Source organism: Anaerotruncus rubiinfantis (genome assembly GCF_900078395.1).
Taxonomy (GTDB): Bacteria; Bacillota; Clostridia; order Oscillospirales; family Ruminococcaceae; genus Anaerotruncus; species Anaerotruncus rubiinfantis.
The window spans coordinates 144,520-167,240 of record NZ_FKLA01000007.1 but is presented as its reverse complement, the minus strand read 5'-3'; the positions used below and the strand labels follow the sequence as shown (position 1 = coordinate 167,240).

At 56.7% G+C, this 22,721-nt stretch carries 23 protein-coding genes and 1 other annotated feature; of the genes, 6 read left to right on the top strand and 17 right to left on the bottom strand.

What is annotated here, in order from left to right; all coding sequences use genetic code 11:
* Positions 1 to 12 precede the first annotated feature (12 nt).
* The 8 genes from BN4275_RS01695 to BN4275_RS01655 form a co-directional block, all read right to left on the bottom strand.
* A complete protein-coding gene (locus BN4275_RS01695) occupies positions 13 to 1,314 on the bottom strand; it encodes a DUF512 domain-containing protein (protein ID WP_066452958.1) in 1,302 nt (433 codons plus the stop codon).
* A gap of 104 nt (positions 1,315 to 1,418) precedes the next feature.
* Positions 1,419 to 1,601, bottom strand: coding sequence for a 50S ribosomal protein L32 (gene rpmF, locus BN4275_RS01690; protein ID WP_066452956.1), 183 nt, complete (start codon positions 1,599 to 1,601; stop codon positions 1,419 to 1,421).
* Between the two features lie 71 nt (positions 1,602 to 1,672).
* Positions 1,673 to 2,173, bottom strand: a complete 501-nt coding sequence (locus tag BN4275_RS01685) for a YceD family protein (RefSeq protein WP_066452952.1) — start codon at positions 2,171 to 2,173, stop codon at positions 1,673 to 1,675.
* A gap of 219 nt (positions 2,174 to 2,392) precedes the next feature.
* A complete protein-coding gene (locus tag BN4275_RS01675) occupies positions 2,393 to 3,175 on the bottom strand; it encodes a DUF6612 family protein (protein WP_066452948.1) in 783 nt (260 codons plus the stop codon).
* 195 nt (positions 3,176 to 3,370) lie between these two features.
* Positions 3,371 to 3,781, bottom strand: a complete 411-nt coding sequence (locus BN4275_RS01670; RefSeq protein WP_066452947.1) for an ATP-binding protein — start codon at positions 3,779 to 3,781, stop codon at positions 3,371 to 3,373.
* A 67-nt stretch (positions 3,782 to 3,848) separates the two neighbouring features.
* Positions 3,849 to 5,186 carry a glucose-6-phosphate isomerase gene (locus BN4275_RS01665; RefSeq protein WP_066452946.1) on the bottom strand — a complete coding sequence of 446 codons (1,338 nt, stop codon included), beginning with the start codon at positions 5,184 to 5,186 and terminating at the stop codon, positions 3,849 to 3,851.
* 235 nt (positions 5,187 to 5,421) lie between these two features.
* On the bottom strand, positions 5,422 to 6,594 hold the full coding sequence (locus BN4275_RS01660; RefSeq protein WP_066452944.1) for a D-alanyl-D-alanine carboxypeptidase family protein: 1,173 nt from the start codon (positions 6,592 to 6,594) through the stop codon (positions 5,422 to 5,424).
* A gap of 143 nt (positions 6,595 to 6,737) precedes the next feature.
* Entirely contained in the window at positions 6,738 to 6,971 is a 234-nt protein-coding gene (locus BN4275_RS01655) for an HPr family phosphocarrier protein (protein WP_066452943.1), read from the bottom strand.
* Between the two features lie 200 nt (positions 6,972 to 7,171).
* Here BN4275_RS01655 and mtaB point away from each other — a divergent pair, with 200 nt between their 5' ends.
* From mtaB to BN4275_RS01640, 3 genes are all read left to right on the top strand, one after another.
* Complete coding sequence (gene mtaB / locus BN4275_RS01650; RefSeq protein ID WP_066452942.1) at positions 7,172 to 8,464, top strand: tRNA (N(6)-L-threonylcarbamoyladenosine(37)-C(2))-methylthiotransferase MtaB; 1,293 nt, start codon at positions 7,172 to 7,174, stop codon at positions 8,462 to 8,464.
* Positions 8,465 to 8,534: 70 nt separating this feature from the next.
* A complete protein-coding gene (locus tag BN4275_RS01645) occupies positions 8,535 to 12,245 on the top strand; it encodes a phosphoribosylformylglycinamidine synthase (protein ID WP_066452940.1) in 3,711 nt (1,236 codons plus the stop codon).
* 77 nt (positions 12,246 to 12,322) lie between these two features.
* Entirely contained in the window at positions 12,323 to 13,024 is a 702-nt protein-coding gene (locus BN4275_RS01640; RefSeq protein WP_066452938.1) for a TVP38/TMEM64 family protein, read from the top strand.
* Between the two features lie 723 nt (positions 13,025 to 13,747).
* On the opposite strand, the gene BN4275_RS01635 is transcribed toward BN4275_RS01640, so the two are convergent.
* Both BN4275_RS01635 and BN4275_RS01630 read right to left on the bottom strand, forming a co-directional pair.
* Positions 13,748 to 14,419 carry a metallophosphoesterase gene (locus tag BN4275_RS01635; protein WP_066452936.1) on the bottom strand — a complete coding sequence of 224 codons (672 nt, stop codon included), beginning with the start codon at positions 14,417 to 14,419 and terminating at the stop codon, positions 13,748 to 13,750.
* A gap of 50 nt (positions 14,420 to 14,469) precedes the next feature.
* Positions 14,470 to 15,765, bottom strand: coding sequence for an O-acetylhomoserine aminocarboxypropyltransferase/cysteine synthase family protein (locus BN4275_RS01630; protein WP_066452931.1), 1,296 nt, complete (start codon positions 15,763 to 15,765; stop codon positions 14,470 to 14,472).
* A gap of 245 nt (positions 15,766 to 16,010) precedes the next feature.
* Between BN4275_RS01630 and BN4275_RS01625 the strand changes: the two genes are divergently transcribed.
* Together BN4275_RS01625 and BN4275_RS01620 are read left to right on the top strand one after the other, a co-directional pair.
* Positions 16,011 to 17,435: a serine hydrolase gene (locus tag BN4275_RS01625; RefSeq protein ID WP_161940170.1), complete on the top strand. Its 1,425-nt coding sequence runs from the start codon at positions 16,011 to 16,013 to the stop codon at positions 17,433 to 17,435.
* Positions 17,436 to 17,556: 121 nt separating this feature from the next.
* Positions 17,557 to 18,600, top strand: coding sequence for a DUF4349 domain-containing protein (locus BN4275_RS01620; protein WP_161940169.1), 1,044 nt, complete (start codon positions 17,557 to 17,559; stop codon positions 18,598 to 18,600).
* Positions 18,601 to 18,716: 116 nt separating this feature from the next.
* Here the strand turns inward: BN4275_RS01620 and rplL are convergent, their stop codons facing one another.
* From rplL to BN4275_RS01605, 3 genes are all read right to left on the bottom strand, one after another.
* On the bottom strand, positions 18,717 to 19,094 hold the full coding sequence (gene rplL / locus BN4275_RS01615) for a 50S ribosomal protein L7/L12 (RefSeq protein ID WP_066452926.1): 378 nt from the start codon (positions 19,092 to 19,094) through the stop codon (positions 18,717 to 18,719).
* 53 nt (positions 19,095 to 19,147) lie between these two features.
* Positions 19,148 to 19,714, bottom strand: a complete 567-nt coding sequence (gene rplJ, locus BN4275_RS01610; protein WP_066452924.1) for a 50S ribosomal protein L10 — start codon at positions 19,712 to 19,714, stop codon at positions 19,148 to 19,150.
* 33 nt (positions 19,715 to 19,747) lie between these two features.
* Positions 19,748 to 19,903: a sequence feature (ribosomal protein L10 leader region), on the bottom strand.
* A gap of 28 nt (positions 19,904 to 19,931) precedes the next feature.
* Positions 19,932 to 20,144 carry a helix-turn-helix domain-containing protein gene (locus tag BN4275_RS01605; protein WP_066452922.1) on the bottom strand — a complete coding sequence of 71 codons (213 nt, stop codon included), beginning with the start codon at positions 20,142 to 20,144 and terminating at the stop codon, positions 19,932 to 19,934.
* Between the two features lie 95 nt (positions 20,145 to 20,239).
* Here BN4275_RS01605 and BN4275_RS17110 point away from each other — a divergent pair, with 95 nt between their 5' ends.
* Entirely contained in the window at positions 20,240 to 20,494 is a 255-nt protein-coding gene (locus BN4275_RS17110) for a hypothetical protein (protein ID WP_154018786.1), read from the top strand.
* Between the two features lie 69 nt (positions 20,495 to 20,563).
* Here BN4275_RS17110 and rplA read toward each other — a convergent pair whose 3' ends face one another.
* The 4 genes from rplA to secE all read right to left on the bottom strand — a co-directional run bounded on the left by rplA (position 20,564) and on the right by secE (position 22,703).
* Positions 20,564 to 21,256, bottom strand: coding sequence for a 50S ribosomal protein L1 (gene rplA / locus BN4275_RS01600; protein WP_066452920.1), 693 nt, complete (start codon positions 21,254 to 21,256; stop codon positions 20,564 to 20,566).
* A gap of 56 nt (positions 21,257 to 21,312) precedes the next feature.
* Complete coding sequence (rplK, locus tag BN4275_RS01595; RefSeq protein WP_066452917.1) at positions 21,313 to 21,738, bottom strand: 50S ribosomal protein L11; 426 nt, start codon at positions 21,736 to 21,738, stop codon at positions 21,313 to 21,315.
* A 154-nt stretch (positions 21,739 to 21,892) separates the two neighbouring features.
* Complete coding sequence (gene nusG, locus BN4275_RS01590) at positions 21,893 to 22,414, bottom strand: transcription termination/antitermination protein NusG (RefSeq protein ID WP_066452915.1); 522 nt, start codon at positions 22,412 to 22,414, stop codon at positions 21,893 to 21,895.
* Positions 22,415 to 22,457: 43 nt separating this feature from the next.
* A complete protein-coding gene (gene secE, locus BN4275_RS01585) occupies positions 22,458 to 22,703 on the bottom strand; it encodes a preprotein translocase subunit SecE (protein WP_066452914.1) in 246 nt (81 codons plus the stop codon).
* Between the last annotated feature and the right edge of the window lie 18 nt (positions 22,704 to 22,721).

Here is a 22,721-nt window from a genome sequence, read left to right as displayed (position 1 = left end):
CTCACTTCCTTTCTATCTTCCCGTCATGGCATCATATAGCTGATACCCATCGTTGTCTATCGGCTCAACTGGGACGCCCAGCTTTTCCGCGAGCTCCCCAACCGGCATATCGTCCAAAAATCTGTCCCGTTCGTGCCGCAGCATCACCGAAGGCAGCAGCACCTTTTCCCCAAGCGGCTTTCCCGCGAGCTGTGAAACGATATCGCCGCCGGTCACCAGCCCGGCCACATTGATAGTCTCCCCGAAAAAACGGTTGGTAATCGGATAAACCCGGATGTTAACCCGCGAAAAGCGTCCGCAAACCATTTCTGCAAACTCCCGCAGGAGCGGCGCGGCGGCCGTCCCGGTGACGACAGCGCCATCGAAGTGCGCTTCAGCGCCGTCATCGGACGCAAAGGCGGTTTCGAACTCATCTTTTAAAAGCGCGATGAGCCCCACGCCATTTTCGAGCTGGGCGAATTCGCCGTAATAGGCCGCGTCCGGAATGGGCTGGCCCGCTTTGAGGAAAAATTCGTCCGACGGGTACGCGACCCGTTCGCCGTGCAGCGCCTGCATCCGACCCGCAAAGCGGTGGATACGTTCGATCGTGTCGGCTGCGCCCGCCGCGTCGAACGGCCGCAGCGCGGGCAGGCCCTCCCGGTGGCGGGTCAGCCCGACCGGCACGCAGGCGATACTCTGCAAATTTGGGTAAAGCACGCCGAGGTCGTTTAAGCTTTTTTCGAGCGCCTCGCCGTCGTTGTAGCCCGGGCAGAGCACCAGCTGGGTATTCACCTTGATACCCGCATCGGTCAGCCGTTTCAGGTACCGTAAACTTCCGGCCGCGTTGGGGTTTTTCATCATCCGCACCCGCAGCGCGGGGTCGGTGGTGTGCACCGAGACGTTCACTGGGGAGATGTGCATCTTTATAATACGGTCGATATCCGCGTCCGTCAAGTTGGTCAGGGTGATATAGTTGCCGAAGAGGAAGCTCATCCGGCTGTCGTCGTCCTTGAAATAGAGGGTTTCGCGCATACCTTTGGGCATCTGGTCGACAAAGCAGAAGATGCATTTATTTTTGCAGGAATGCTGCTTGTCCATCAGGTAGGTCTCAAATTCCAGCCCGATGTCGTCGTATTCGCCTTTTTTGATCTGCGCCGAATAAGCCGCGCCCCCACGCAGGAGGTGCAGCTCGATCACAGGATTGGTCATATAAAAACGATAGTCGAGCACGTCGTTGACCGGATTCTGGTCGATGGTGAGCAGCGTATCGCCCGGACGGATGCCCGCGCGTTCGGCATAGGAACGGCGCTCGACGCTCTGGATGAGAACCGGCATGGATTTCCCCTTTCAGCTTGGGTGAAGGTTACACTGGCAGAAAAATCACAAATCACGAAAAAACGGAGGTGGCATACCATCCACCTCCGTCTAAACCACAGGAATTAAGCTTCGACCTTGATTACTTCTTTGTCCTTGTAGTAACCGCAGTTGCCGCAAACCTTGTGAGGAGCTTTCAGCTCTCCGCAGTGTGTGCATTTGGAAAATGCAGGGGCGTCCAGCTTCCAAACGTTGGAACGTCTTTTATTTTTGCGCGCTTTGGATGTTTTTCTCTTCGGTACTGCCATTTGGTGGCACCCCCTTCAAATATTATGATGATGGCGGCTTGTGCCTGATAAAAGCACAGGCACGCTTTTTGTTACGATTCCTGCAGAAGTTCCCTCAGCTTGTCTAACCGCGGGTCGCGCTCCGTGCGGTCACAGCCGCAGGCGCCTTCGTTGAGGTTCTTTCCGCATATGGGGCATAACCCTTTACAGTTTTCATCGCACACGATCGAGGTGGGGAGCTCGAGGAGAATATCGGCCGTAACAAGCTCCGCCAAATCGAGCTTCCCGTCCGGTATTACTATAAACTCATCGTTGTCCTCACGGTTCAGGGATAAAACCACGATGTGCGAGAATTCCATCTGCTCTTTCCTGGTGAGCGGCGTAAGACACCGGTCGCACACCACATCGAGGATGAAATCCGCCTGGTAGCTGACTGTCACGATTCCCGAACGGTTCTGCGCTTTGCCCGTCACATGGACAGGCCCCGCGAACAGCTTTTCACCCCAGCGCTTTACTTCGCCAAGGTCGAGCGCAGCCTCGATTGCCTTTGTCCCGCCCAGTTCGTCAAACAGCTTGGAGAGATCGACAATCATGCTTTGCCTCCATTCGGTTTTTCGCTTTTCGGGTCCGCATCTGCAAATCCGGGCGCAATTGTCCCTTGCAAATGTCACGAAGTTTATTATATCTGTTTTGCTGCGTCTTGTCAATACAAAACCTGCCAAAAACCGCAGTTCCTCCAGATTTGTGAAAATTGTAAAAAACCGTGCCGGAATGGCCCGGCACGGTTTTACCTTTTCCAGTTTTGCCCGCGATTATGCGGCCGGGACCACCTGCTCCTGGTAACTTGCGAGGTCGTCCGGGAAGGTGATTGCAAAATCTTTGCCCACAGGCTCATAGGACGCCTTCATCCGCATCGCGCATTTGACCGTTTCGTCCGCAATCTTCATATACAGGTTCATCGACATCCGCTCGCTCAGGATGTTGGCTTTCCCGTCGACGGTCATCTGGCCGTTCATTGTGCCGGGCAGGATTTCAGCCGTGTCCGCCGCTGCCGCGTCAGACACGCCGCCCATCGTGTTCACCATACCCATTGCCTGGCCGATGAATTCCTTCATCTTCGAGTTGCCAATCTTATAGGTGATCCGGTAGTTCTCTCCAACCTCGTCCATATGCACCTGATCAAAGAGCTCGGCTGTGGGCGACTGGAGCATCATCTGCTTGGAAAGCTCCATCATCTGCTCCATATCCATCGGCGCCTTGATCTTCTGGCCCATCATATCCATGTAATACCAGCCGTCCGTATAGTAATAGGCAAACGGCATGGTCTCGCCCATCGCCGTCATACTTCCGGCGGCGGACATCAGATATTTTCCGCCTTCACGGCTCCATTTCATGTCCATGTCCATCTTCATCGGGATGGTGAGCTCGCCCAGCTCCATCTGCATATCCATGACAGCCTTCGCTTCCTGCTTGGTCGCCGCCACGCTCTTTTCATAGGCCTGCTGATAAACCTTTGCCGGGTCGGTGTCCGCGGTGAATCCGCAGAAGGACAGGATGGTCATTGCGCTGATCAGAAGCGCCAGTAGTTTTTTCACGGAACTCCTCCTTTTCGATTTGGGACGGCGGTTGACCCGCCATCTGTAATATAACAGTTATTTCCTACTATGTCTATGGGCCTGAACAGAATTCACATTCCGGACACATATCAAGTGCAAAAGCGGCGCGGCCACCCCTCCGCCCCGCATGCAAAAGCGGCGCGGATTTCCCCGCGCCGCTTTGTTGCGTCAATCTCAGATGATATATTTGTGGATACGCTCCGGCAGGTCCGCCTTGTCGCAGGAAACGGTGAAGGTCATGGTCGCGCCGTTTTCATCGGTCAGCTTGACCAGTTTTTCCACCATCAGCGCGAACGCCAGGAAATCTTTGCCGCCAACCTTAAAGGTCGCGTCGACGAAAACCTCAGTGATATCATAATTGCCCGCGAAAAGGCCCGCGAAGAAGCCATAGAATGCGTCAAAGCCGCTGACCGCATAATGGTCGATATCGATCAGCCGAGCCTGATGGCTGATATCAAACGTCAGGGTGTTTCCTTTCTCCACGCACACAACATTGCCTTTGGAAGTTTTGACCGCGTCGTTTGCCATATTGATCAGGGTTTTGGTTTTTCCGGAGCCTTTGTTGCCGACGATTAATTTTATCATGTGAAATTCCTCCAAATGCTTTTATTTGAACGCCCTGCGGCGAATCCTACAAATTTTCCTTTGCTTTTCACTTCAGTTTCGCTTCCAGCTCGGCTTTCCGGCTTTCATAACCCGGCTTGCCAAGCAGCGCGAACATATTCTTCTTGTAGCTTTCCACGCCCGGCTGGTCGAACGGGTTCACCCCGAGCAGGTAACCGCTGATGCCGCAAGCCTTCTCGAAGAAATAGACCAGGTAGCCAAACTCGTGTTCATTCATTTCAGGGATCTCGAGCACCATATTCGGCACGCCGCCACCGGTATGCGCCAGGATGGTGCCCTGCATCGCCTTTTCATTGACCACTGACATGTTCTGGTTCGAGAGGAAGTTGAGTCCGTCGAGGTTCTCCGGGTCGTCCTTCACAAAGAAATCCCTCTGCGGCCTTCCGATGCTGACGACCGTCTCGAACATCAGCCGGCTGCCCTCCTGGATAAACTGACCCATCGAATGCAGGTCGGTCGAAAAGACCACCGAGGCCGGGAAAAGGCCCTTGCCGTCCTTGCCTTCGCTTTCACCGAACAGCTGCTTGTACCATTCGTTCATCAGGGTAAACGCGGGCTCGTAACTGACCATCAGCTCGATCTTCTTCCCCTTGCGGTAGAGGATGTTGCGCAGCGCAGCGTAGCGGTAGCAGTCGTTCTTTTCGAGATCGTCCGCCGCCAGCGCGTCCATCGCTTCCCGCGCGCCCGCCATGACCGCGTCAATGTCGATGCCCGCGACCGCCATCGGCAGAAGGCCCACCGCGGTCAGCACCGAATAGCGCCCGCCCACATCGTCCGCGATGACGAAGGTCTCATACCCTTCGCGGTCGGAGAGCTCCTTGAGGGTGCCGCGCGCCTTATCGGTGGTGGCGTAAATGCGGCCCTTTGCCTCCTCTTTGCCATAGCGCTGCTCAAGCAATTCGCGGAAAACACGGAACGCCAGCGCGGGCTCGGTGGTGGTGCCGGATTTCGAGATGATGTTGACCGACACCCGCTTGCCCTCGCAGAGCCCCAAAATGGTGTTCAGGTAGTCGGCGCTGATGTTGTTGCCGACAAAATAAATGTCGGGGGTATCCTTTTTCCGGTTGTTGTAAAAAGGGCTTTTCAGCAGTTCGAGCGCGGCGCGTGCGCCGAGATAGGAGCCGCCGATGCCGATGACCACCAGGACATCGGTATCCGACTGAATTTTTTTGGCCGCCGCCTTGATGCGGGCGAATTCCTCCCTGTCATAATCGCGGGGCAGGTTGACCCACCCGAGGAAATCGCTGCCGAGGCCGGTACCTTCGGTCAGCGTCCGATGCGCGGCTGAGACCTGCAGCGCGATCGCCTGCAGTTCATGGTCGCTGACGAAGCCGTTCAGATGCTTGGTGTTCAGCTTCACTGCCATGCTCGCTTCATTCCTTTCCTTTTGGACTTTCCGGGAAGACATTGTACAATTCGCACAACCCATTGTGGATTGGCTAGGATTCTTCTTGCACACATTGTACCCTATTTTGCCCGTTATTTCAAGTCGCCTTCTGTCTTTTTTCAAAAATCCGCAGCAAGTTTCCGCATGGATCGTTCAGAATGAAAGGGTTGCCCCGGGCGGCAGGGCGGCCCGCCTGTTCCGGGGCTTTTACAAGTTACATCTGGATAAGGCGGTTCAGCAGCTGGGCCAGCGCCCGCCCAATCGTCATCTTCTCAACCGCATCGGCCGCCACAAGGTTATATTCGCAGAGTTTTTCGCCATTCACGCTGACAGCCACCTTGCCGAGCAGCTGCCCGGACTCGACCGGGGCCTGCACATCCGGCAGGATCTCCACTTGCTGCTCGACCTTATCCTTATCCGACGAGCGCACCACCACCGCTTCGGGCTGTTCGCTCACCACTTCGACAAACGGATCAACTCCGCCTTTGACTTTCACCGGTTCCACCCCTTCCACAACCGGCAGTTCCACCCGCGCGAAGTTCGCAAATCCGTAATCGAGCAGGCCGCGCGCCGCTGAGAACCGTTCGGCTGAGGTGGGGCTGCCGAGCGTCACCGCGACGAGCGACATGCCGTTTCTGGTGGCGCTGGCCGAAAGGCAGCTGCCCGCGCCGTCGGTCGTTCCGGTTTTGAGACCGGTGCAGCCGTCGTAGAAGCGGACCAGTTTATTCGTGTTGACCAGCTGGGTCTTTCCGCCGCGCAGTTCCCCCATCCAAACGCTTGAGTATTCGGTGATCTTCGGGTGGGAAAGCAGCGCCCGGCTCATGGCCGCGATGTCCCGCGCCGTGGTCAGATGGCCTTCGGCGTCTAAGCCGGTCGCGTTCACAAAGTGGGTGTTGGTCATGCCGAGCTCCTGCGCCTTCGCGTTCATCTGCTCGACGAAGGCCTCCTCGCTGCCCGCCAGGTATTCACCCAGAGCCACCGAGGCGTCGTTCGCGCTTGAAATGGCGGCGGCCTTCAGAAGGTCGTCAACCGAAAGCTGTTCACCCGCCTCGAACCAGATCTGGCTGCCTCCCATCGACTGGGCGTGCTCCGAACAGGTCACCATATCGTCAAGCCGGATGCGCCCGGAATCCAAAGCTTCCATCACAAGCAGCAGGGTCATCACCTTGGTGATCGAAGCGGGCGGAAGCTGTTCGTCCGCGTTTTTCTCAAAAAGCACCCGCCCCGACTGCTGCTCGATCAGGATGGCCGATTTCGCGGGCAGGCTTTCGTCCGCTTTCGCGGCCGCCTCGAGCGCACCCAGATCCGCTTGGTCCTCCGCAAATACAGCGGTCCCATTTATCACCATCAATACGCATAATAGGATTGCCATGATCCGTTTTTTCATTCGCGCACACCTCTCACCTGTAAAGTAATACATGTGTATGCGCGTGCCAGCCGCAAAAATGCCGCCGGAGGCGGCCCGCATGCCGCAAAAACAAAAAGCAGCGGCCGCGCCGCTGCTTTTTCGTGCTTTTTTCCGTTCCTCGCTTATTCTTCCACCGCGAAGCTTTTGATTTCGCTTAAAAATTCCGGGCAGTCGTCCGAATAGATTTCCATCTTGATCGGTTTTGCCAGATCGAGCGAGAAGATGCCCATGATCGATTTCGCGTCAACCGCATAGCGGCCCGAAACCAGATCCACGTCGAAATCGTATCTCGAAACAGTGTTCACAAAGTTTTTCACGTCGTTGATGGTGTCAAGTTTGATCATTACGGATTTCATAGTGATGTCCTCCTTCTTCCCAGACATACTTATTTCTATTTTTACCACAAATACACTATATCAGTCCGGTTTATTTAAGTCAACTGCTAATTGTATTTGTTCCAAAAATTCATTATAATATGTGTATAATCCGCTTAATATCAATTTTCAATTGTGAAATTTGCATATGAAATATTTGACTTTTTTAGATGGAGTTACCAATGAAAATTGCTTTTTTTACCTTGGGCTGCAAGGTCAACCAATATGAGACGCAGGTTTTGACCCAGCTTTTTTCGGCCGGCGGCTACGAGATCGTCCCGCATACCGCGAAAGCTGATATCTACCTTGTCAACTCCTGCACCGTCACCGCGACCGGCGACAAAAAGACCCGCCAGATGCTGCGCCGTTTCAAAACGCAGAACCCCGCCGCCCGGATCGTGCTGACCGGCTGCTTTCCGCAGGCGTTCCCCGACGCGGCCGAACGCCTCCCCGAAGCCGACGTCATCACCGGCGCGCGCTCCCGCGGCCGGATCGTCGGGCTGGTCGAACAAAACCTCACCACCGGCGAACGCATTGTCGCAATCACCCCGCACGAACGCGGCGAATCCTTTGAGACGATGCACGCCGACCGTTTTTCCGAACGCACCCGCGCCTTTGTCAAAATTGAGGACGGCTGCGAACGCTACTGCTCCTACTGCATCATCCCAACGGCGCGCGGGCCGGTCCGCTCAAAGCCGCTTTCCGACCTGCAAAACGAGCTTTCCGGCCTTGCGTCGGCCGGTTACCGGGAGGTGGTGCTCGTGGGGATCAACCTCTCCTGTTACGGCAAGGAGTTCGGCCTGCGGCTGATCGACGCGGTTGAATGCGCCTGCGCGGCCGAGGGGATCAGCCGGGTGCGGCTCGGCTCGCTCGAGCCGGAGCTGCTGAGTGAATCCGACATCGAACGGATGAGCCGCCAGCCGAAAGTCTGTCCGCAGTTTCACCTCTCGCTGCAAAGCGGCTGCGACGCGACGCTTTCGCGGATGAACCGCCATTACAACACCGCCGCGTACGCCGCGATCGTTGCAAATCTGCGGCGGCATTTTGAGAACTGTGCCATCACCACCGACCTCATGGTCGGATTCCCCGGCGAGACCGAGGAGGAGTTCGCGCAGTCGCTCGCATTTGCGGAAAAAATCGGGTTCGCAAAGGTCCACGTCTTTGCCTATTCGGTGCGGCCCGGCACCCGTGCAGCCGCAATGCCCGACCAGGTCCCGGGCCCGGACAAGGAGTCCCGCAGCAGCCGGATGATCAAAGCGACCGACGACGCGCGCGCCGCGTTTCTGCGTACGCAGGTTGGTCAGACAGCCTCCGTCCTGTTTGAAAACCGTCTCAAAGACGGATTTTACGAAGGATATACCGAAAATTACACACCTGTGCGGGTCCTGTCGCCCGGCGACCTGCGCGGACAGGAGCGCCCCGTCAGCATTGTCGCGGCTTATCCCGACTGGTGCGAAGGCGCGCTCGCCGATTGATTGAAAGAAGGAAGCATGAAACGGCCGCCGGTTTCCGGCGGCTGGACATACAGAAGTTGGAGGGAATTACATGAGCGTTTATCGAATCTATGTGGAAAAAAAGCCGGAATACGCCGTCGAAGCGGCCGGGGTCCTCAGTGACCTGCGCACCGCCCTGATGCTCGACTGTGTGACCGGCGTGCGGGTCATCAACCGCTACGATGTCGAGGGGATTGACAAGGCGGACTTCGACGCCGCGCGCGACACCATCTTCTCCGAGCCGCAGGTCGATGTGACCTATGACGGACTGCCCGATTTCGGGCCGGATGCGCAGGTCTTTGCCGTCGAGTACCTGCCCGGCCAGTTCGATCAGCGCGCCGACAGCTGCGCGCAGTGCATCTCCCTTTCCACCGCCAGGGAACAGCCGCTCGTGCGCACCGCGCGGGTCTATGTTCTGAGCGGCAAAATCTCCCCCGAAACGCTCGCCTCCATCAAGCACTATCTCGTCAATCCGGTCGAGAGCCGGCTCGCTTCCTTGGACAAGCCCGAAACGCTCGATGTGAAATATGAGATCCCCACCACCGTCGAGACGCTCTCTGGCTTCACCGTGCTCGACGAAAAAGGGCTCGCGGACTTTGTGAAGCGATACGGTCTTGCCATGGACGAGGCGGACATCGCCTTTTTGCAGGCGTATTTCCGTGACGAGGAAAAACGTGACCCGACCATCACCGAGATCCGTATGATCGACACCTACTGGTCGGATCACTGCCGCCACACCACCTTCCTCACCAACATCCAAAACGTCCGGATCGATTCCCCCTATATTCAGGAAAGCTTCAACAAATACCTTGCGCTGCGTGAAAAACTTTACGCGGGCAAAGAGAAACCGATGACCCTGATGGATCTCGCCGTCATCGGCGCGAAGGCGCTGAAGGCCGAGGGAAAGCTCGCCGACCTCGATGAGAGCGACGAGATCAACGCCTGTACGGTAAAAATCAAGGTCGATGTGGACGGCGAGGACCAGGACTGGCTGTTGCTCTTTAAAAACGAAACGCACAACCACCCGACCGAGATCGAGCCGTTCGGCGGCGCCGCGACCTGTCTGGGCGGCGCGATCCGCGACCCGCTCTCCGGGCGCAGCTACGTCTACCAGGCGATGCGGGTGACCGGCGCGGCCGACCCGACCGTCCCGCTCTCCGAAACGATGAAAGGCAAGCTCCCGCAGCGCAAGATCACCACCACCGCGGCGGCTGGCTATTCCTCCTACGGCAACCAGATCGGCCTTGCGACCGGGCATGTGGCTGAAGTCTATCATCCCGGCTACGCGGCCAAACGGATGGAGATCGGCGCGGTGGTTGGCGCGGCGCCGGCCAAAAACATCATCCGCGAATGCCCCGACCCGGGCGACATCGTCATCCTGCTCGGCGGCCGGACAGGCCGCGACGGCTGTGGCGGCGCGACCGGCTCCTCCAAGAGCCACACCCTGCAGTCGCTCGAGAGCTGCGGCGCCGAGGTCCAGAAAGGCAACCCGCCGATCGAGCGCAAACTCCAGCGCCTTTTCCGTGACGGCGAGGTCACCCGCCTGATCCGCCGCTGCAACGACTTCGGCGCGGGCGGCGTTTCGGTCGCGATCGGCGAACTGGCTGACGGGCTCGAGATCAATCTCGACGCGGTCCCGAAAAAATATGACGGCCTCGACGGCACCGAGCTGGCGATCTCCGAGTCACAGGAACGCATGGCGGTGGTCGTCGCGCCCCAAAACGTCGAAAAATTCATTGCCGCCGCCCACCGGGAAAACCTGGAGGCCACCGTCGTGGCAAAGGTCACGGCGGCTCCGCGCCTGGTGATGCGCTGGAACGGCAACACCATCGTCAACCTCTCCCGCGCCTTCCTGAATTCAAATGGCGCGGCCAAGTACACCGATATCGAAATCACCTCCCCGCGCGAGTTCGAACGTTTCCGTTCGGAACGCCCAATCAAGGAAAAATGGGCAAAAGCCATGCAAAACCTCAACGTCTGTTCCCAGAAGGGGTTGGTCGAACGCTTTGATTCGACGATCGGCGCGGGCAGCGTGCTGATGCCGTTCGGCGGTGAAACGCAGCTTTCCCCGGCGCAGGCGATGGCCGCCAAAATCCCGGTGCTCGGCGGCGAGACAACCACCGCCTCGGTCATGGGCTGGGGCTTCAACCCCGACCTTTCGGCGGCAAGCCCGTACCACGGCGCGGCCTGCGCGGTGGTCGAATCGGTCGCAAAGGTCGTGGCCGCGGGCGGCAGCTATAAACATTGCTGGCTCACCTTCCAGGAGTATTTCGAGCGCACCAAAAATGATCCAAAACGCTGGGGCAAGCCGATGGCCGCGCTGCTCGGCGCGCTGGAAGCCCAGCTCGGCCTTGGGATCGGCTCGATCGGCGGCAAGGACTCGATGTCCGGCAGCTTCGAGCAGCTCGACGTGCCGCCAACCCTCGTTTCATTCGCGGTTTCAACCGCCTATACCGGAAATATCGTCTCAACTGAATTTAAACAAATCGGACATAACGTCTATATCATTACTCCTTGTTATGACGAAAACCGGATGCCCAACTTCGACAGCGTGAAACAGGTCTTTGATACGGTCGAATCGCTCATCGCCGGCGGCAAGGTTGCCGCCGCCTGGACGCTCGGTTACGGCGGCGTCTGCGAGGGCGTCACCAAGATGTGCTTCGGCAACCGGCTCGGCTTCGACTTTTCCGCCACCTTCGACGACGCGGCGCTCTTCGAGCCGCTCTATGGCGGTTTTATCCTCGAAGCCAACGAACCGCTCGAAGGCCTGCCCTGCATCGGCACTGTCTCGGGCGCGTATGCCATCCGCTACGGCTTTGATCTCATCCAGCTCGATGACATCCAGGAGATTTGGGAAGAAAAATTACAAAAAGTATTCCCCTATCTGCTGCCCGCCGAGCAGCAGGAGGTCCCCGCCTACCGCTGCGAGGCAAAGGAGCGGATCACCGCCAAAACCAGCATCGCCAAGCCACGCGTGCTGATCCCGGTCTTTCCGGGCACCAACTGCGAATACGACACCGCCCGCGCCTTCGAGCACGCCGGCGCCGAGGCCGAAATCTTCATCGTGCGCAATCTCTCGGCCGCCGATATCGCCCAGAGCGTGCAGGCTTTTGCCGAAAGCATCGCCAAAAGCCAGATCATCGCCCTGCCGGGCGGATTCTCGGGCGGCGACGAGCCGGACGGCTCGGCCAAGTTTATCACCGCGTTCCTGCGAAACCCCATGATCCGCGACGCGGTCATGGAGCTTCTGCAAAAGCGCGACGGCCTGATGTGCGGCATCTGCAACGGCTTCCAGGCGCTCATCAAGCTCGGCCTGGTGCCCTATGGCGAGATCCGCGATATGGACGAAAACTGCGCCACCCTCACCTTCAATACGATCGGCCGCCATCAGTCGGGCCTGGTGCGCACCCGCGTCGCCTCCAATAAGTCCCCGTGGCTGTCCGGCATGCAGGTGGGCGATATCCACACCATCCCCATCTCCCACGGCGAAGGCCGGTTTGTCGCGCCGCGCGATCTGATTGCGAAGCTCGCTGAAAACGGCCAGATCGCAACCCAGTATGTCGATCTCGACGGAAAACCGTCGCTCGATATCCGCTTTAACCCGAACAATTCTTTCGACGCAATCGAGGGCATCACCTCGCCGGACGGACGGGTATTCGGCAAGATGGGCCACAGCGAGCGCACCGCCCCCGACCTCTACCAGAACGTATCCGGAAATAAATTCCAGAACATGTTTGGCGGCGCGGTGGCATATTATAAATAACCATAAACGCAGTTCGGGCCGCGGCAAACTTCCGTTTGGCGCGGTCCGGGTATTTTCTGAATTTTTCGGAGGCGTCCATGAAAAAGCGCAAACCACTTCTGATCCTCGGCGCAGCTGCCGCCGTCCTGCTGCTCGGCGTGTGCGGCTGGCTCATCTGGAAATACTATCCGGTGATCCAGAACCTCACACAGCCGGAAAATATGGCGGCGTTCCGTGAAAAGCTCTCCTCTTTCGGCGTTTTCGGAATCCTTGCGCTTTTCTGCATCCAGGTGCTGCAGGTCATTTCCGGCATCATCCCCGCCCTGCCCATCCAGATTGCCGCCGGCCTCACCTACGGCGCGCTCGGCGGGCTGGCCATCTGTCTTTTTGGCATCTTCTGCGGCAGTACGCTCGTCTTTGCGGCGGTCAAAAAATATGGCCAGCCGCTGGTTGACAAGGTCTTTCCACCTCAAAAACAGCAGAAGCTCTCCTTCCTCTATGACGCCGACCGGCTGGGCATGATCGTATTCATCCTCTACCTCATCCCCGCGATGCCAAAGGACGTCTTTACCTACATCGCGGCGCTCACCCCGCTCACCCTGCGCCGCTACCTTTCGCTCACGCTCGCCGCGCGGGTGCCGACCATCCTCTGTCTGACCTTTGCGTCCGACGCGCTGATGGACGGCAATTATCTGCGCGCGGTGGTCGTTTTTTGCATCTCCGCGGCGCTGGGGCTTTGCGGGATGCTCTTCAGCAAACGGATTATGGAATGCCTCCGGCGTTTGCGCAAAAGCAGGTAAAGCACAAAAAAGGACGGGCCTCCCCGTCCTTTTCCACTTGCATTTTCCTTTATCTTCCGCTATAATAGGCATAAGGCAAACAAGATATGCAAAGCAGCGGTACGGAGCAGCAACTCCGTACCGCCTGTACACGGAGAAGGCCCTCCATATACAACGTTACCGCACTTTGCCACATTATTATACCTGCTTTTTCGGTTTTTCGCAAGAGGGAGACAATTTTTTACCGGGGCACGGGTATCGAGGTGGTTTTAGGAAGGTCAGGCGCTGGTATGGAAAAGTTTCCGTATCTGCGTCTTTTTGTTTGCCTTGCGGGCTCGTGGCGGCGGGGGACCGGCGTCTCCCCAAGCGTCCTCCTTCCCCGCCGCCGCGCAAACCCGTCAAGGCGAAAACAAAGCCCCCTGCTTTTCAGCAGGGGGCTTTCGGTTTCTCTGCAAACAGCTCCAGGCAAGGCAACCCTTTTTCTCCCACCATCCGTTCAATATGCGCGGCCCACATTTTCCGCCATCCCATAACCGGGGAGCGGAAAACGCCGCATTCAGTCCTGAGCTGACCGTTTATTGGGGAGCGGGCAGCGGCACAAGTCTCGAAGTCTAAGGGCACGGCCGCCGCTTTGCTTTGCGGCGGCGGGGGTCGCGGGGAACTCCCCGCGCGTGTTCTTTCCCCCATTTCTTGCACGAGCAAGAAATGGGGTCCGGGCGCGCGAAGGGCGCATTCCCGCGTCAATCACAGCGCCTTGAGCGGCAAAATCTCCTGATACATCGCATGGTATTTCGGCGGGATCACCTTGTCAAGATGATAGCTGCCGAAGAACCAGTGCTTATAGCGGACCTGCTGGGAAACCTCATCAAAAAAGGCCGCCAGCTGGTTGACATGGGCGCTGTCCATATCCAGAAAGCTGTTCACAATCGACGAGGCCGTGTGGGTGACGATGTAGTCCACCACGTTTCCGTGCTTCTCCAGATTCTCCCGGGCATGGCCGAGCTCCTCCTGGGTGGGCAGTTCCCCCGGCCACCAGGTTTCCCCCTGCACGCGGGTATCCATATCCATGCTCTCTCCGCCGCCAAAGGCGAAAATCGCGTCGCTTTCAATCGTATAGATTTCCCCGCGCAGCAGCTGATAACAGTTCCCGCTGATCTGGCGCGCCTTCCCGCCGGAGTAGTCCACTTCGGGATACTGCGCGAGCAGGTCGAGATTGTCATGGGTTCCCTCGACAAACAGGACGCTGTACGGCCGTTTGCCAAGCCACTTGAGCATCTTCTGCTCCTTTTTGGAGCCGTCCCACACAAACCCGAAATCGCCGCAGACGATCAGGGTGTCCTGCTTTTTTAGCTGTTTGGCCGCCCTGCTTTTCAGCCGGGTCGCATCGGCATGCATGTCTCCGGTTACATAGATCATATTCTCTCCGGCGTCAATCCGCCGTTCCCCTCCATAGGATCAATTTTTTCTCATTTTCCCACAGCCGCGTTGATCGCCTGTTCGAGATCGGCAATCAGGTCCTTGGGGTCCTCCAGGCCGATCGAAAGGCGGATCGTCTCCGGCGTGATCCCGCTTTCCGCGAGCTGTTCGTCCGAAAGCTGGCTGTGGGTGGTGGTCGCCGGGTGAATCACCAGCGAACGCACGTCGCCCACGTTGGCTACATGGGTGAAAAGCCGCAGCGAGTCGATGAATTTCGCGCCGGTCTCGCGGCCGCCCTTGAGCCCAAAGGTAAAGACGCCGCCCGCGCCTTTCGGCAGGTATTTCTGCGCCCGCTCATAATACTTATTCGAGGCAAGCCCCGGATAATGCACAAACGAAACGTTCGGGTTCTGTTCCAGATACTCCGCGATTTCGAGCGCAGTGTCCGAATGGCGGCGCATGCGCAGCGAGAGGGTCTCGATCCCCTGCATGATCATCAGCGCGTTGAACGGTGCGCAGCAGGCGCCCAGGTCGCGCAGCATCAATACGCGCAGGCGGGTGATAAACGGCGCGTCGGTGTCCGCGAAGACCACGCCGTGGTAGCTCACGTCCGGTTCGTTGAAGAGCGGGAACCGGGGGTTCCCCTTGAACTGGAAGGTGCCCGCGTCGGTGATGACGCCGCACATCGAGGTGCCGTGGCCGCCCAGGAATTTGGTGGCCGAATGCACCACCATATCCGCGCCGAATTCGATCGGGCGGATGAGGTACGGGGTGGTGAAAGTGCTGTCCACGATGAACGGAATCCCGTGCTTGTGGGCAATGGCGGCAATCGCCTCGAGATCCGCTACATTGGCGTTCGGGTTGCCGACCACCTCAACAAAGAAGGCTTTGGTCTTGTCGGTCACGGCCGCTTCCCACGCGCCCAGATCGTCCGGATCGACGAATTTGACCTTCACGCCGAGCCTGCCCAGCGTAATCCCCATCATGTTGATCGCGCCGCCGTAGATGCAGATCGAGGAAACGATCTCGTCCCCTTCCGAAGCGAGGTTCAGAAAGGTGTTGAACATGACCGCATGGCCGGACGCCATCGCGAGCGCGCCCACGCCGCCGTCAAGCGCCGCCACACGGCGCTCCATCGCATCGACTGTCGGGTTCATGAGCCGGGTGTAGATGTTCCCGGCCGCTTTCAGCTCGAACAGCTCCTTGGCATGTTCGGTGCTGTCAAAGGTGTAGGCGGTCGCCTGATAGAGCGGCAGGTTCACCGCATGGGTGACCGGGTCCGGCTCGGTGCCCGCATGCACCATCAGGGTATCAAATCCATAATTTTTATCCGCGAAATCCAGCATTGACATTCCCTCCGTTTATTCGACAAAATTCATCTTTATGCCCTTTTCTTTTGGACGGGTTTTTGGTATACTATTTGTAGATATCGGTTATTCTACCATATGTATGGGTATTATTCTAGCACAATTTTTCTGTTCCTGCAATTGGGATTGTCAATTGCAGTTTCGCTTTTGGCGCCGCCTGAATCCCGCCGCAAGGCTGCGCGTCTTTGATTCCCGCCCCGGCAGCGGAGGATTGGTATTTGGATATGAGGAAAAAAATCGCGTCCTTTCTGACCGTTATTATACTTTGCACGGCCCTGCTCACTCCGGCGTCCGCTTCTTCCGCAGCGGCCAACTACCCGCCGCCTTTCGCCGATGAGCTCTACTGCCAGGCGGTCTATATGCTGAACCTCGATTCGAATTCCGAGGTTTTTGCCAAAAACGAACAGGCGCAGATGAATCCCTCTTCGCTCAATAAAATCATGACCTGTATCCTTGCGCTCGAAGAGGTCGCCGACCCGGACACCGAAACCACCGAACTAAAAGCCTACATCCAAAACGAGCTTTATAACCTGGGCGTCACCCAATTGGGCGGCATCTACATGGGTGAGCCGATGACCATCCGGGATCTGATGTACGCCATGATGCTCCAGTCGGCCAACGAGGCCGCGATGATGATTGCCGACTATATCGGCGACGGGGACATTCCATATTTCTGCGAGCTGATGAACAAAAAAGCCAAGGAGATCGGCGCAAAGAACACCAACTTTGCCAATCCCACCGGGCTTTACGCGGAGGAGAATAAATCCACCGCCTATGACCTGGCGCTGATCGTCCAGTACGCGATGCAGAACCAGGATTTTGTGGATATCGTCACCACCCGCACCTACACTTCACAGCCAACCCCCAATTACCCCAACGGCATCTCCTGGGTTTCCAACAACCAGATGCAGAACCCCAGCGACACCGATTATTACTACGAGGGACTCAAAGGAGTCATCCCCGGCGCGCTCACCGAGCTCAATATGCGCAACTTCGCATCGGTCGCCACCCGCGACGGCTACAGCTACCTGCTGGTCGTACTCGGCGCCCCGATCACCAATGAGGACGGCGAGCGCTATAAGACCAACCTCGCCTGGTTTGATACCAACCGGCTCTACAACTGGGCGTTCGAAACCTTCCGGGTCAAGACGCTGATGGACATCGGCGAGGAGGTCGCGGAGGTCGGTGTGCGGCTCTCATGGGACAAAGACCACATCAAGCTGCTGGCCGCGGATAAATTCGCCTCGTTGGTGCCCAACGAAACCACTGAGGACAGTCTCGAGACTTTCGTCGAGATTGACAAAAAGTACACCGAGGTCCCGGTGAAAGGGAAAAAAGGCGAAAACAGCCCCGACACCGAGAAGTTCATCGACGCGCCGGTGAAGAAGGGCGAGGAGATCGGCCATGTCAAACTGATGCTCGCCGGCGAGGAAGTCGGACGGGTGCGTCTGGTGGCTGCTGAAAGCGTTGAGCAAAGCAAATGGCTCTATTATGTGGATAAGGTCAAATCTTTCACCAGCAATTTCCTGTTCAAGTTTGTGCTGACCTTCCTCATTGTGCTGGTCGTTTTGTATATCGTCCTGATGATCATCCGCAACCGCAACCGGCGCCGTTACCAGATGCGCCGCCGCAAGCCTCCCGCAAGGTGATAAAATGGAAAACTTCCGGCGCGCATTTACCCGCCGGAAGTTTTTTCTTTGTACAGATGCAGGAAATGGCCGGGAAATCTTCACTCTATGGGTGAAGGGCCCAATCGTTAAGGAGGAAAAAATGATGAAAAGATATGCTTCTATCGCATTGGTACTGCTCACCGTGCTGACGCTCCTGCTTTCAGCCTGCGGCGGTTCAGGCTATGATTCTACTGCGACGGCATCCGCAGCGCCCGCCGCCATGAGCATGGCTTCCACCGCTCCGCAGGCGTTGGCGGCAGACAACGGGTTCTATTCCGGGGATGTTTACGACGAAGAAATGGCGGTGGCTGAGTCCGCCGACGCGGACTACGCCGAGGACGACGCGGCGCGCGGCGGAGATGTGCTTGTCGACCGCAAAATCATCAAAAACAGCTATCTCACCCTGGAAACCAAGGAATTTGACAGCGCAATCACACAAATTACCGCACTCGTCAAGGAAAAGGGCGGCTACATCGAGAGTCAAAGCGCCGATGGCATCAGTATGACCTACCGCGGCGACTACTATGAACGCTACGGCAACATCACCGCGCGCATCCCGGCGGAAAAGCTTGACGAAACAGTGAACACCCTTGGGACCCTCTGCAACGTCGTCTCGCGCAGCGAAAACATGGACGACATCACCGACACCTACTTCGACGCACAGGCGCGCCTCAATTCGCTTAAAGTCCAGGAGACGACCCTGCTCGACATCCTTGCCAAAGCGGAAAAACTCGAGGACGTCATCACCCTGCAACAGGCGCTCGCCGAAGTGCGCTACCAGATCGAGTCGCTCACCGCGCAGCTGGGACGGATGGATAAGCAGGTCGCCTATTCCTACCTCTACATAGAACTGCGGGAAGTCGTCGAATATAAAAATGTGACCACCGCGCCCAAGACTTTCGGCGAGGAGGTCTCCGCCGCGTTCCAGCGTTCGGTCAGCAATCTGCTCCGTTCCTGCAAAGGGCTGATTCTCTTTGTGATCGAGGCGGGCCCGGTCCTGCTCTTCTGGGCGGTGATCATCCTTGTGATTGTGCTCGCAATTGTGAAGCTGACCCGCACCATGCAGAAACGCCGCGAAGCCAAACGTGCGAAAAAACTTGCCGCGAAAGAGCCCCCAGCACCCACTCCGCCCACGCAAGGCTAACTTTATCAGCATAAAGCCAAAAGGCGGCGGCCGCATTCCTGCGGCCGCCGCCTTTTTGGAGGACGCGAACAAAAACGCCTCCCGCTTTTGCGGGAGGCGTTTGAAAGACGGATAAATTACTTGAGTTCGACAGAAGCACCCGCATCTTCGAGTTTCTTCTTGATCTCTTCGGCGTCGGCCTTGGAAACAGCCTCTTTGACCGGCTTCGGCGCGTTGTCGACCAGATCCTTCGCCTCTTTGAGGCCGAGACCAGTGATCTCCTTGACCAGCTTGATGACGCCCATTTTGGAAGCGCCGGCAGCAGTCAGGATGACGTCGAATTCGCTCTTCTCCTCAGCGGCAGGAGCAGCGGCGGCAGCGCCACCCGCGACCATAACCGGAGCGGCGGCGGAAACGCCGAATTCTTCCTCAATCGCCTTGACCAGCTCGTTGAGCTCGAGGACTGTGAGGGTTTTGATATCTTCTACAAACTTCAAAATTTTCTCAGAAGCCATGATAAGTTACCTCCTATTAATTCAAATATGATTTAAAATGATGTGCCGTCCGATTATTCGGCGGCGGGAGCAGCCTCGGCCGGAGCTTCGGCAGCAGGAGCGGCTTCCTCGGCGGGAGCGGCCTCTCCAGATTTCTCGGCGATCGCATTGAGCGCGACGGCCAGACCTCTGATGTTGCCCTGCAGCGCGCTGCACAGCATCGAGAGCAGAGCTTCGCGGCTCGGCAGTTTGCCCAGTTCCGCGACCTTCGCGGCGTCGATCACGCCGCCGTCAACAAAGCCCGCTTTGACGACGAATTTGCCCTTGCTGTCCTCCGCGTATTTGGTGAGGATCTTCGCAGCGGCAACCTGATCGCCTTCACTGGTCGCAAGCGCGGTGGTGCCTTCCAGCACGGAATCGAGCGCCTCATAACCGACCTCTTTCGCAGCGAAGCGGAGCATCGAGTTCTTGACGACCGCGTATTCCACGCCGGCTTCCCTGAGCTCTTTACGCAGCTTGGTGTCATCGGCCACATTGATGCCCTTGTAGTCGACCACGACGCCCGCAGCAGCGTTTTTGAGTTTCGCAGTCAGTTCTGCAACTGTCTGCTTTTTCTGTTCGAGAATTTTCTCGCTTGGCAATTTATTCACCTCCAAGTCATTTGCACGAATCTATAAAGAAACAAAAAAGCCCTTCCCATTGCCGGGAAGAGCATCAAACATTCATACGCGCAGCGCGATGACGGTATTGAGCGCATCTCCTCGGCAGGCGGGACAAACCCTTTATGTCTTTACGACACCTGCTGTCTTTGGACAGCTTTTATATTTTAGCATCTTTGTGGGGGCATGTCAAGTATTTTTAATGGTTCATTTTCGGATTGTTCGTGCGGCCCAAAAGATAATCTACACTTACATCATAGAAATCTGCAAGTCTAATTAAAAATCTTGTCGGAATATCGACCTCTCCACGCTCATAGTTACTGTAAATTCTCTGACTGCATCCAAGAAGCTCCCCCATATATTTCTGTGTTAAATCATGATCTTCCCGTAAATCTCTAATACGCCCATACATAAAACCACCTCTTTTTTCATCAGTATACTCTAGCGAATAATTCGCTATTGACTTTTAGCGATAATATCGCTAAAATAGATTTGGAGGTGATAACTATGCGCCTTTATCATTTGGATGAAGCTGTACCTTGGCGGGAAATTTTACGGATACAGCGCTGGCATCTTGAAGTGCTTCTCCGTCATCTGCAGCGTCTCCGTGCTTGTGGAAATCCCACTTTAGATATCGCGCCATACAACAGTCAATTGCAAATCAGTTACGCGGCTTATCGTTCTCTGCGCTCTTTTCTGGGCTATAATTCCAATACAAAAATTGAGCAAGCTGTCCAGGCATATCTGAAAGAAAGCCTATAAACAGCCTGACCCGTCCTGGCGCAACAAAAAAATCCCCGCCAGCGGCGGGGATTTCCTTTTTTCAGAAGTTTAGACGAAACGTCCGGGATTGATCTTGATGCCAGGGCCCATGGTGGTGGCAACCACGCAGGAGCGGACATACTGGCCCTTCGCAGCGGCCGGTTTCGCCTTGACGATCGCGCCCATCAGGGTGTCGAAGTTCTCCTGGAGCTTCTCAGCGCCAAAGGAGACCTTACCGATCGGGCAGTGGATGATGTTGGTCTTGTCGAGACGGTATTCGATCTTACCGGCTTTCGCGTCGGTGACAGCCTTCGCGACATCCGGGGTGACCGTACCGGCCTTCGGGTTCGGCATCAGTCCACGGGGACCGAGGATTTTACCGAGGCGGCCGACGACGCCCATCATGTCAGGAGATGCGATGACCACGTCGAACTCCATGAAGCCTTCCTTCTGGATACGCTCCATCAGGTCTTCGGCGCCGACGATCTCAGCACCGGCATCGGTGGCGGCCTGCGCCTTGTCGCCTTTTGCAAAGACGGCTACGCGAACCTTTTTACCGGTTCCGTTCGGCAGGACAACCGCGCCGCGGACCTGCTGGTCAGCGTGACGGGAGTCAACGCCCAGACGGACATGGACTTCGACGGTTTCGTCAAATTTTGCTTTGCCGGTCTTGGTGCAAAGCTCCAAGGCTTCGGCCGTATCGTACAGCTTGAGCTTTTCAACAAGCTTTGCGCTGTCGGAATATTTTTTACCGTGTTTCATTGAATCATTTCCTCCTTAGAGTGGTAATTAGCGGATTTTTCCTCCCACCCGGGCGCTTAGTCTGCTACTTCGATTCCCATGCTGCGGCAGGTACCGGCGATCATGCTGATCGCGGAATCGATATCGGCAGCATTCAGATCGCGCATTTTGGTTTCCGCAATCTTCTCGAGCTGGTCGCGGGTGATCTTGCCAACCTTGTTCTTGTTGGGGACACCGGAACCGCTCTGCAGGTTGAGCGCCTTCTTGATCAAAACAGCCGCAGGCGGCGTTTTGGTGATAAAGCTGAAGGAACGGTCGGCGTACACGGTGATGACGACTGGGATGATGAGACCGGCATCGTTCTTGGTACGCTCGTTAAAGTCCTTGGTGAAAGCCATGATGTTGACGCCGTGCTGACCCAGCGCAGGGCCTACCGGCGGAGCAGGCGTTGCTTTGCCTGCCGGAATTTGCAGCTTGATATAGCCGACTACCTTTTGAGCCATTGATAAAGCACCTCCAAAATTAGTGGTTCATTTCGGGGCGGATAAAAATTGCCGCCCCTCCCACAAGCCGGTTCACACCGGCTCATACCGGTCCGGCGCGGGTTGTGGCGCCGGAGCCACTGCCGGATTTTCACCGGCTTCCTCTGAAAAAAGATTAATCCAGCGGCTCTATCTGATCAAGTTCAAGCTCGACGGGCACATCTTTGCCCATCATCGAAACGGTCACCCGGACAAGCTGATTGGGCAGGTCGATCTCGTCGACCGTGCCGATGAAGCCCTCCAGGTATCCGTCGTTGACCCTGACGGAATCGCCCACTTCAAAGTTGACCTCAATATTCTTCTGCTCGACGCCCAGACGGCTGACTTCCTCCTCGGTGAGCGGGACAGGCTTGCTGCCCGGGCCCACAAAGCCGGTCACGCCGCGGATGTTGCGCACAACATACCAGCTGTCGTCGGTCATGATCATCTTCACCAGCACGTAGCCCGGAAAGATCTTGCGTTCAACTTCGCGTTTTTTGTTGTCCTTAATCTCCGTAACCGTCTGCGTGGGGACCTTCACCTCGCCGAACAGGTCGTGAAGCTTCCGGTTTTCCACCGCTTTTTCGATGTTCGAGGCCACCTTGTTCTCATAGCCGGAATAGGTGTGCACCACGTACCATCTCATAGAGTCAGACATGTTTTACCTCCCCACACAAAAAGATCCGTTTCCTCCGGCATCATTAAAAAGATAATGGTGTTCCCGTCAGAATTGAAAGGAAAAGCTTGATGAGGAAGGTCATGATCGTGTCGAAGCATCCGATGAACACGGACGAAATCAGGACAACCACGATAACAATACCGGTGTTGTTGATAATCTGGCTTTTGCCGGGCCAGACCACCTTTTTGACTTCGCCTTTAATGTCCCTGAAAAAGCGTTTTGCCCTTTCGATGAAGCCGGGTTTTTTCGCGGCTGCGTTATCTGCCATAATGTGACCCGCCTTTCA

Bases quoted from the DNA above. Each gene is read 5' to 3' on its own strand.
- BN4275_RS01695 (WP_066452958.1), bottom strand. From the start codon at position 1,314: ATGCCGGTTCTCATCCAGAGCGTCGAGCGCCGTTCCTATGCCGAACGC.
- rpmF (WP_066452956.1), bottom strand. From the start codon at position 1,601: ATGGCAGTACCGAAGAGAAAAACATCCAAAGCGCGCAAAAATAAAAGA.
- BN4275_RS01685 (WP_066452952.1), bottom strand. From the start codon at position 2,173: ATGATTGTCGATCTCTCCAAGCTGTTTGACGAACTGGGCGGGACAAAG.
- BN4275_RS01670 (WP_066452947.1), bottom strand. From the start codon at position 3,781: ATGATAAAATTAATCGTCGGCAACAAAGGCTCCGGAAAAACCAAAACC.
- BN4275_RS01665 (WP_066452946.1), bottom strand. From the start codon at position 5,186: ATGGCAGTGAAGCTGAACACCAAGCATCTGAACGGCTTCGTCAGCGAC.
- BN4275_RS01660 (WP_066452944.1), bottom strand. From the start codon at position 6,594: ATGAAAAAACGGATCATGGCAATCCTATTATGCGTATTGATGGTGATA.
- BN4275_RS01655 (WP_066452943.1), bottom strand. From the start codon at position 6,971: ATGAAATCCGTAATGATCAAACTTGACACCATCAACGACGTGAAAAAC.
- mtaB (WP_066452942.1), top strand. From the start codon at position 7,172: ATGAAAATTGCTTTTTTTACCTTGGGCTGCAAGGTCAACCAATATGAG.
- BN4275_RS01645 (WP_066452940.1), top strand. From the start codon at position 8,535: ATGAGCGTTTATCGAATCTATGTGGAAAAAAAGCCGGAATACGCCGTC.
- BN4275_RS01640 (WP_066452938.1), top strand. From the start codon at position 12,323: ATGAAAAAGCGCAAACCACTTCTGATCCTCGGCGCAGCTGCCGCCGTC.
- BN4275_RS01635 (WP_066452936.1), bottom strand. From the start codon at position 14,419: ATGATCTATGTAACCGGAGACATGCATGCCGATGCGACCCGGCTGAAA.
- BN4275_RS01630 (WP_066452931.1), bottom strand. From the start codon at position 15,765: ATGCTGGATTTCGCGGATAAAAATTATGGATTTGATACCCTGATGGTG.
- BN4275_RS01625 (WP_161940170.1), top strand. From the start codon at position 16,011: ATGAGGAAAAAAATCGCGTCCTTTCTGACCGTTATTATACTTTGCACG.
- BN4275_RS01620 (WP_161940169.1), top strand. From the start codon at position 17,557: ATGATGAAAAGATATGCTTCTATCGCATTGGTACTGCTCACCGTGCTG.
- rplL (WP_066452926.1), bottom strand. From the start codon at position 19,094: ATGGCTTCTGAGAAAATTTTGAAGTTTGTAGAAGATATCAAAACCCTC.
- BN4275_RS01605 (WP_066452922.1), bottom strand. From the start codon at position 20,144: ATGTATGGGCGTATTAGAGATTTACGGGAAGATCATGATTTAACACAG.
- BN4275_RS17110 (WP_154018786.1), top strand. From the start codon at position 20,240: ATGCGCCTTTATCATTTGGATGAAGCTGTACCTTGGCGGGAAATTTTA.
- rplA (WP_066452920.1), bottom strand. From the start codon at position 21,256: ATGAAACACGGTAAAAAATATTCCGACAGCGCAAAGCTTGTTGAAAAG.
- rplK (WP_066452917.1), bottom strand. From the start codon at position 21,738: ATGGCTCAAAAGGTAGTCGGCTATATCAAGCTGCAAATTCCGGCAGGC.
- nusG (WP_066452915.1), bottom strand. From the start codon at position 22,414: ATGTCTGACTCTATGAGATGGTACGTGGTGCACACCTATTCCGGCTAT.
- secE (WP_066452914.1), bottom strand. From the start codon at position 22,703: ATGGCAGATAACGCAGCCGCGAAAAAACCCGGCTTCATCGAAAGGGCA.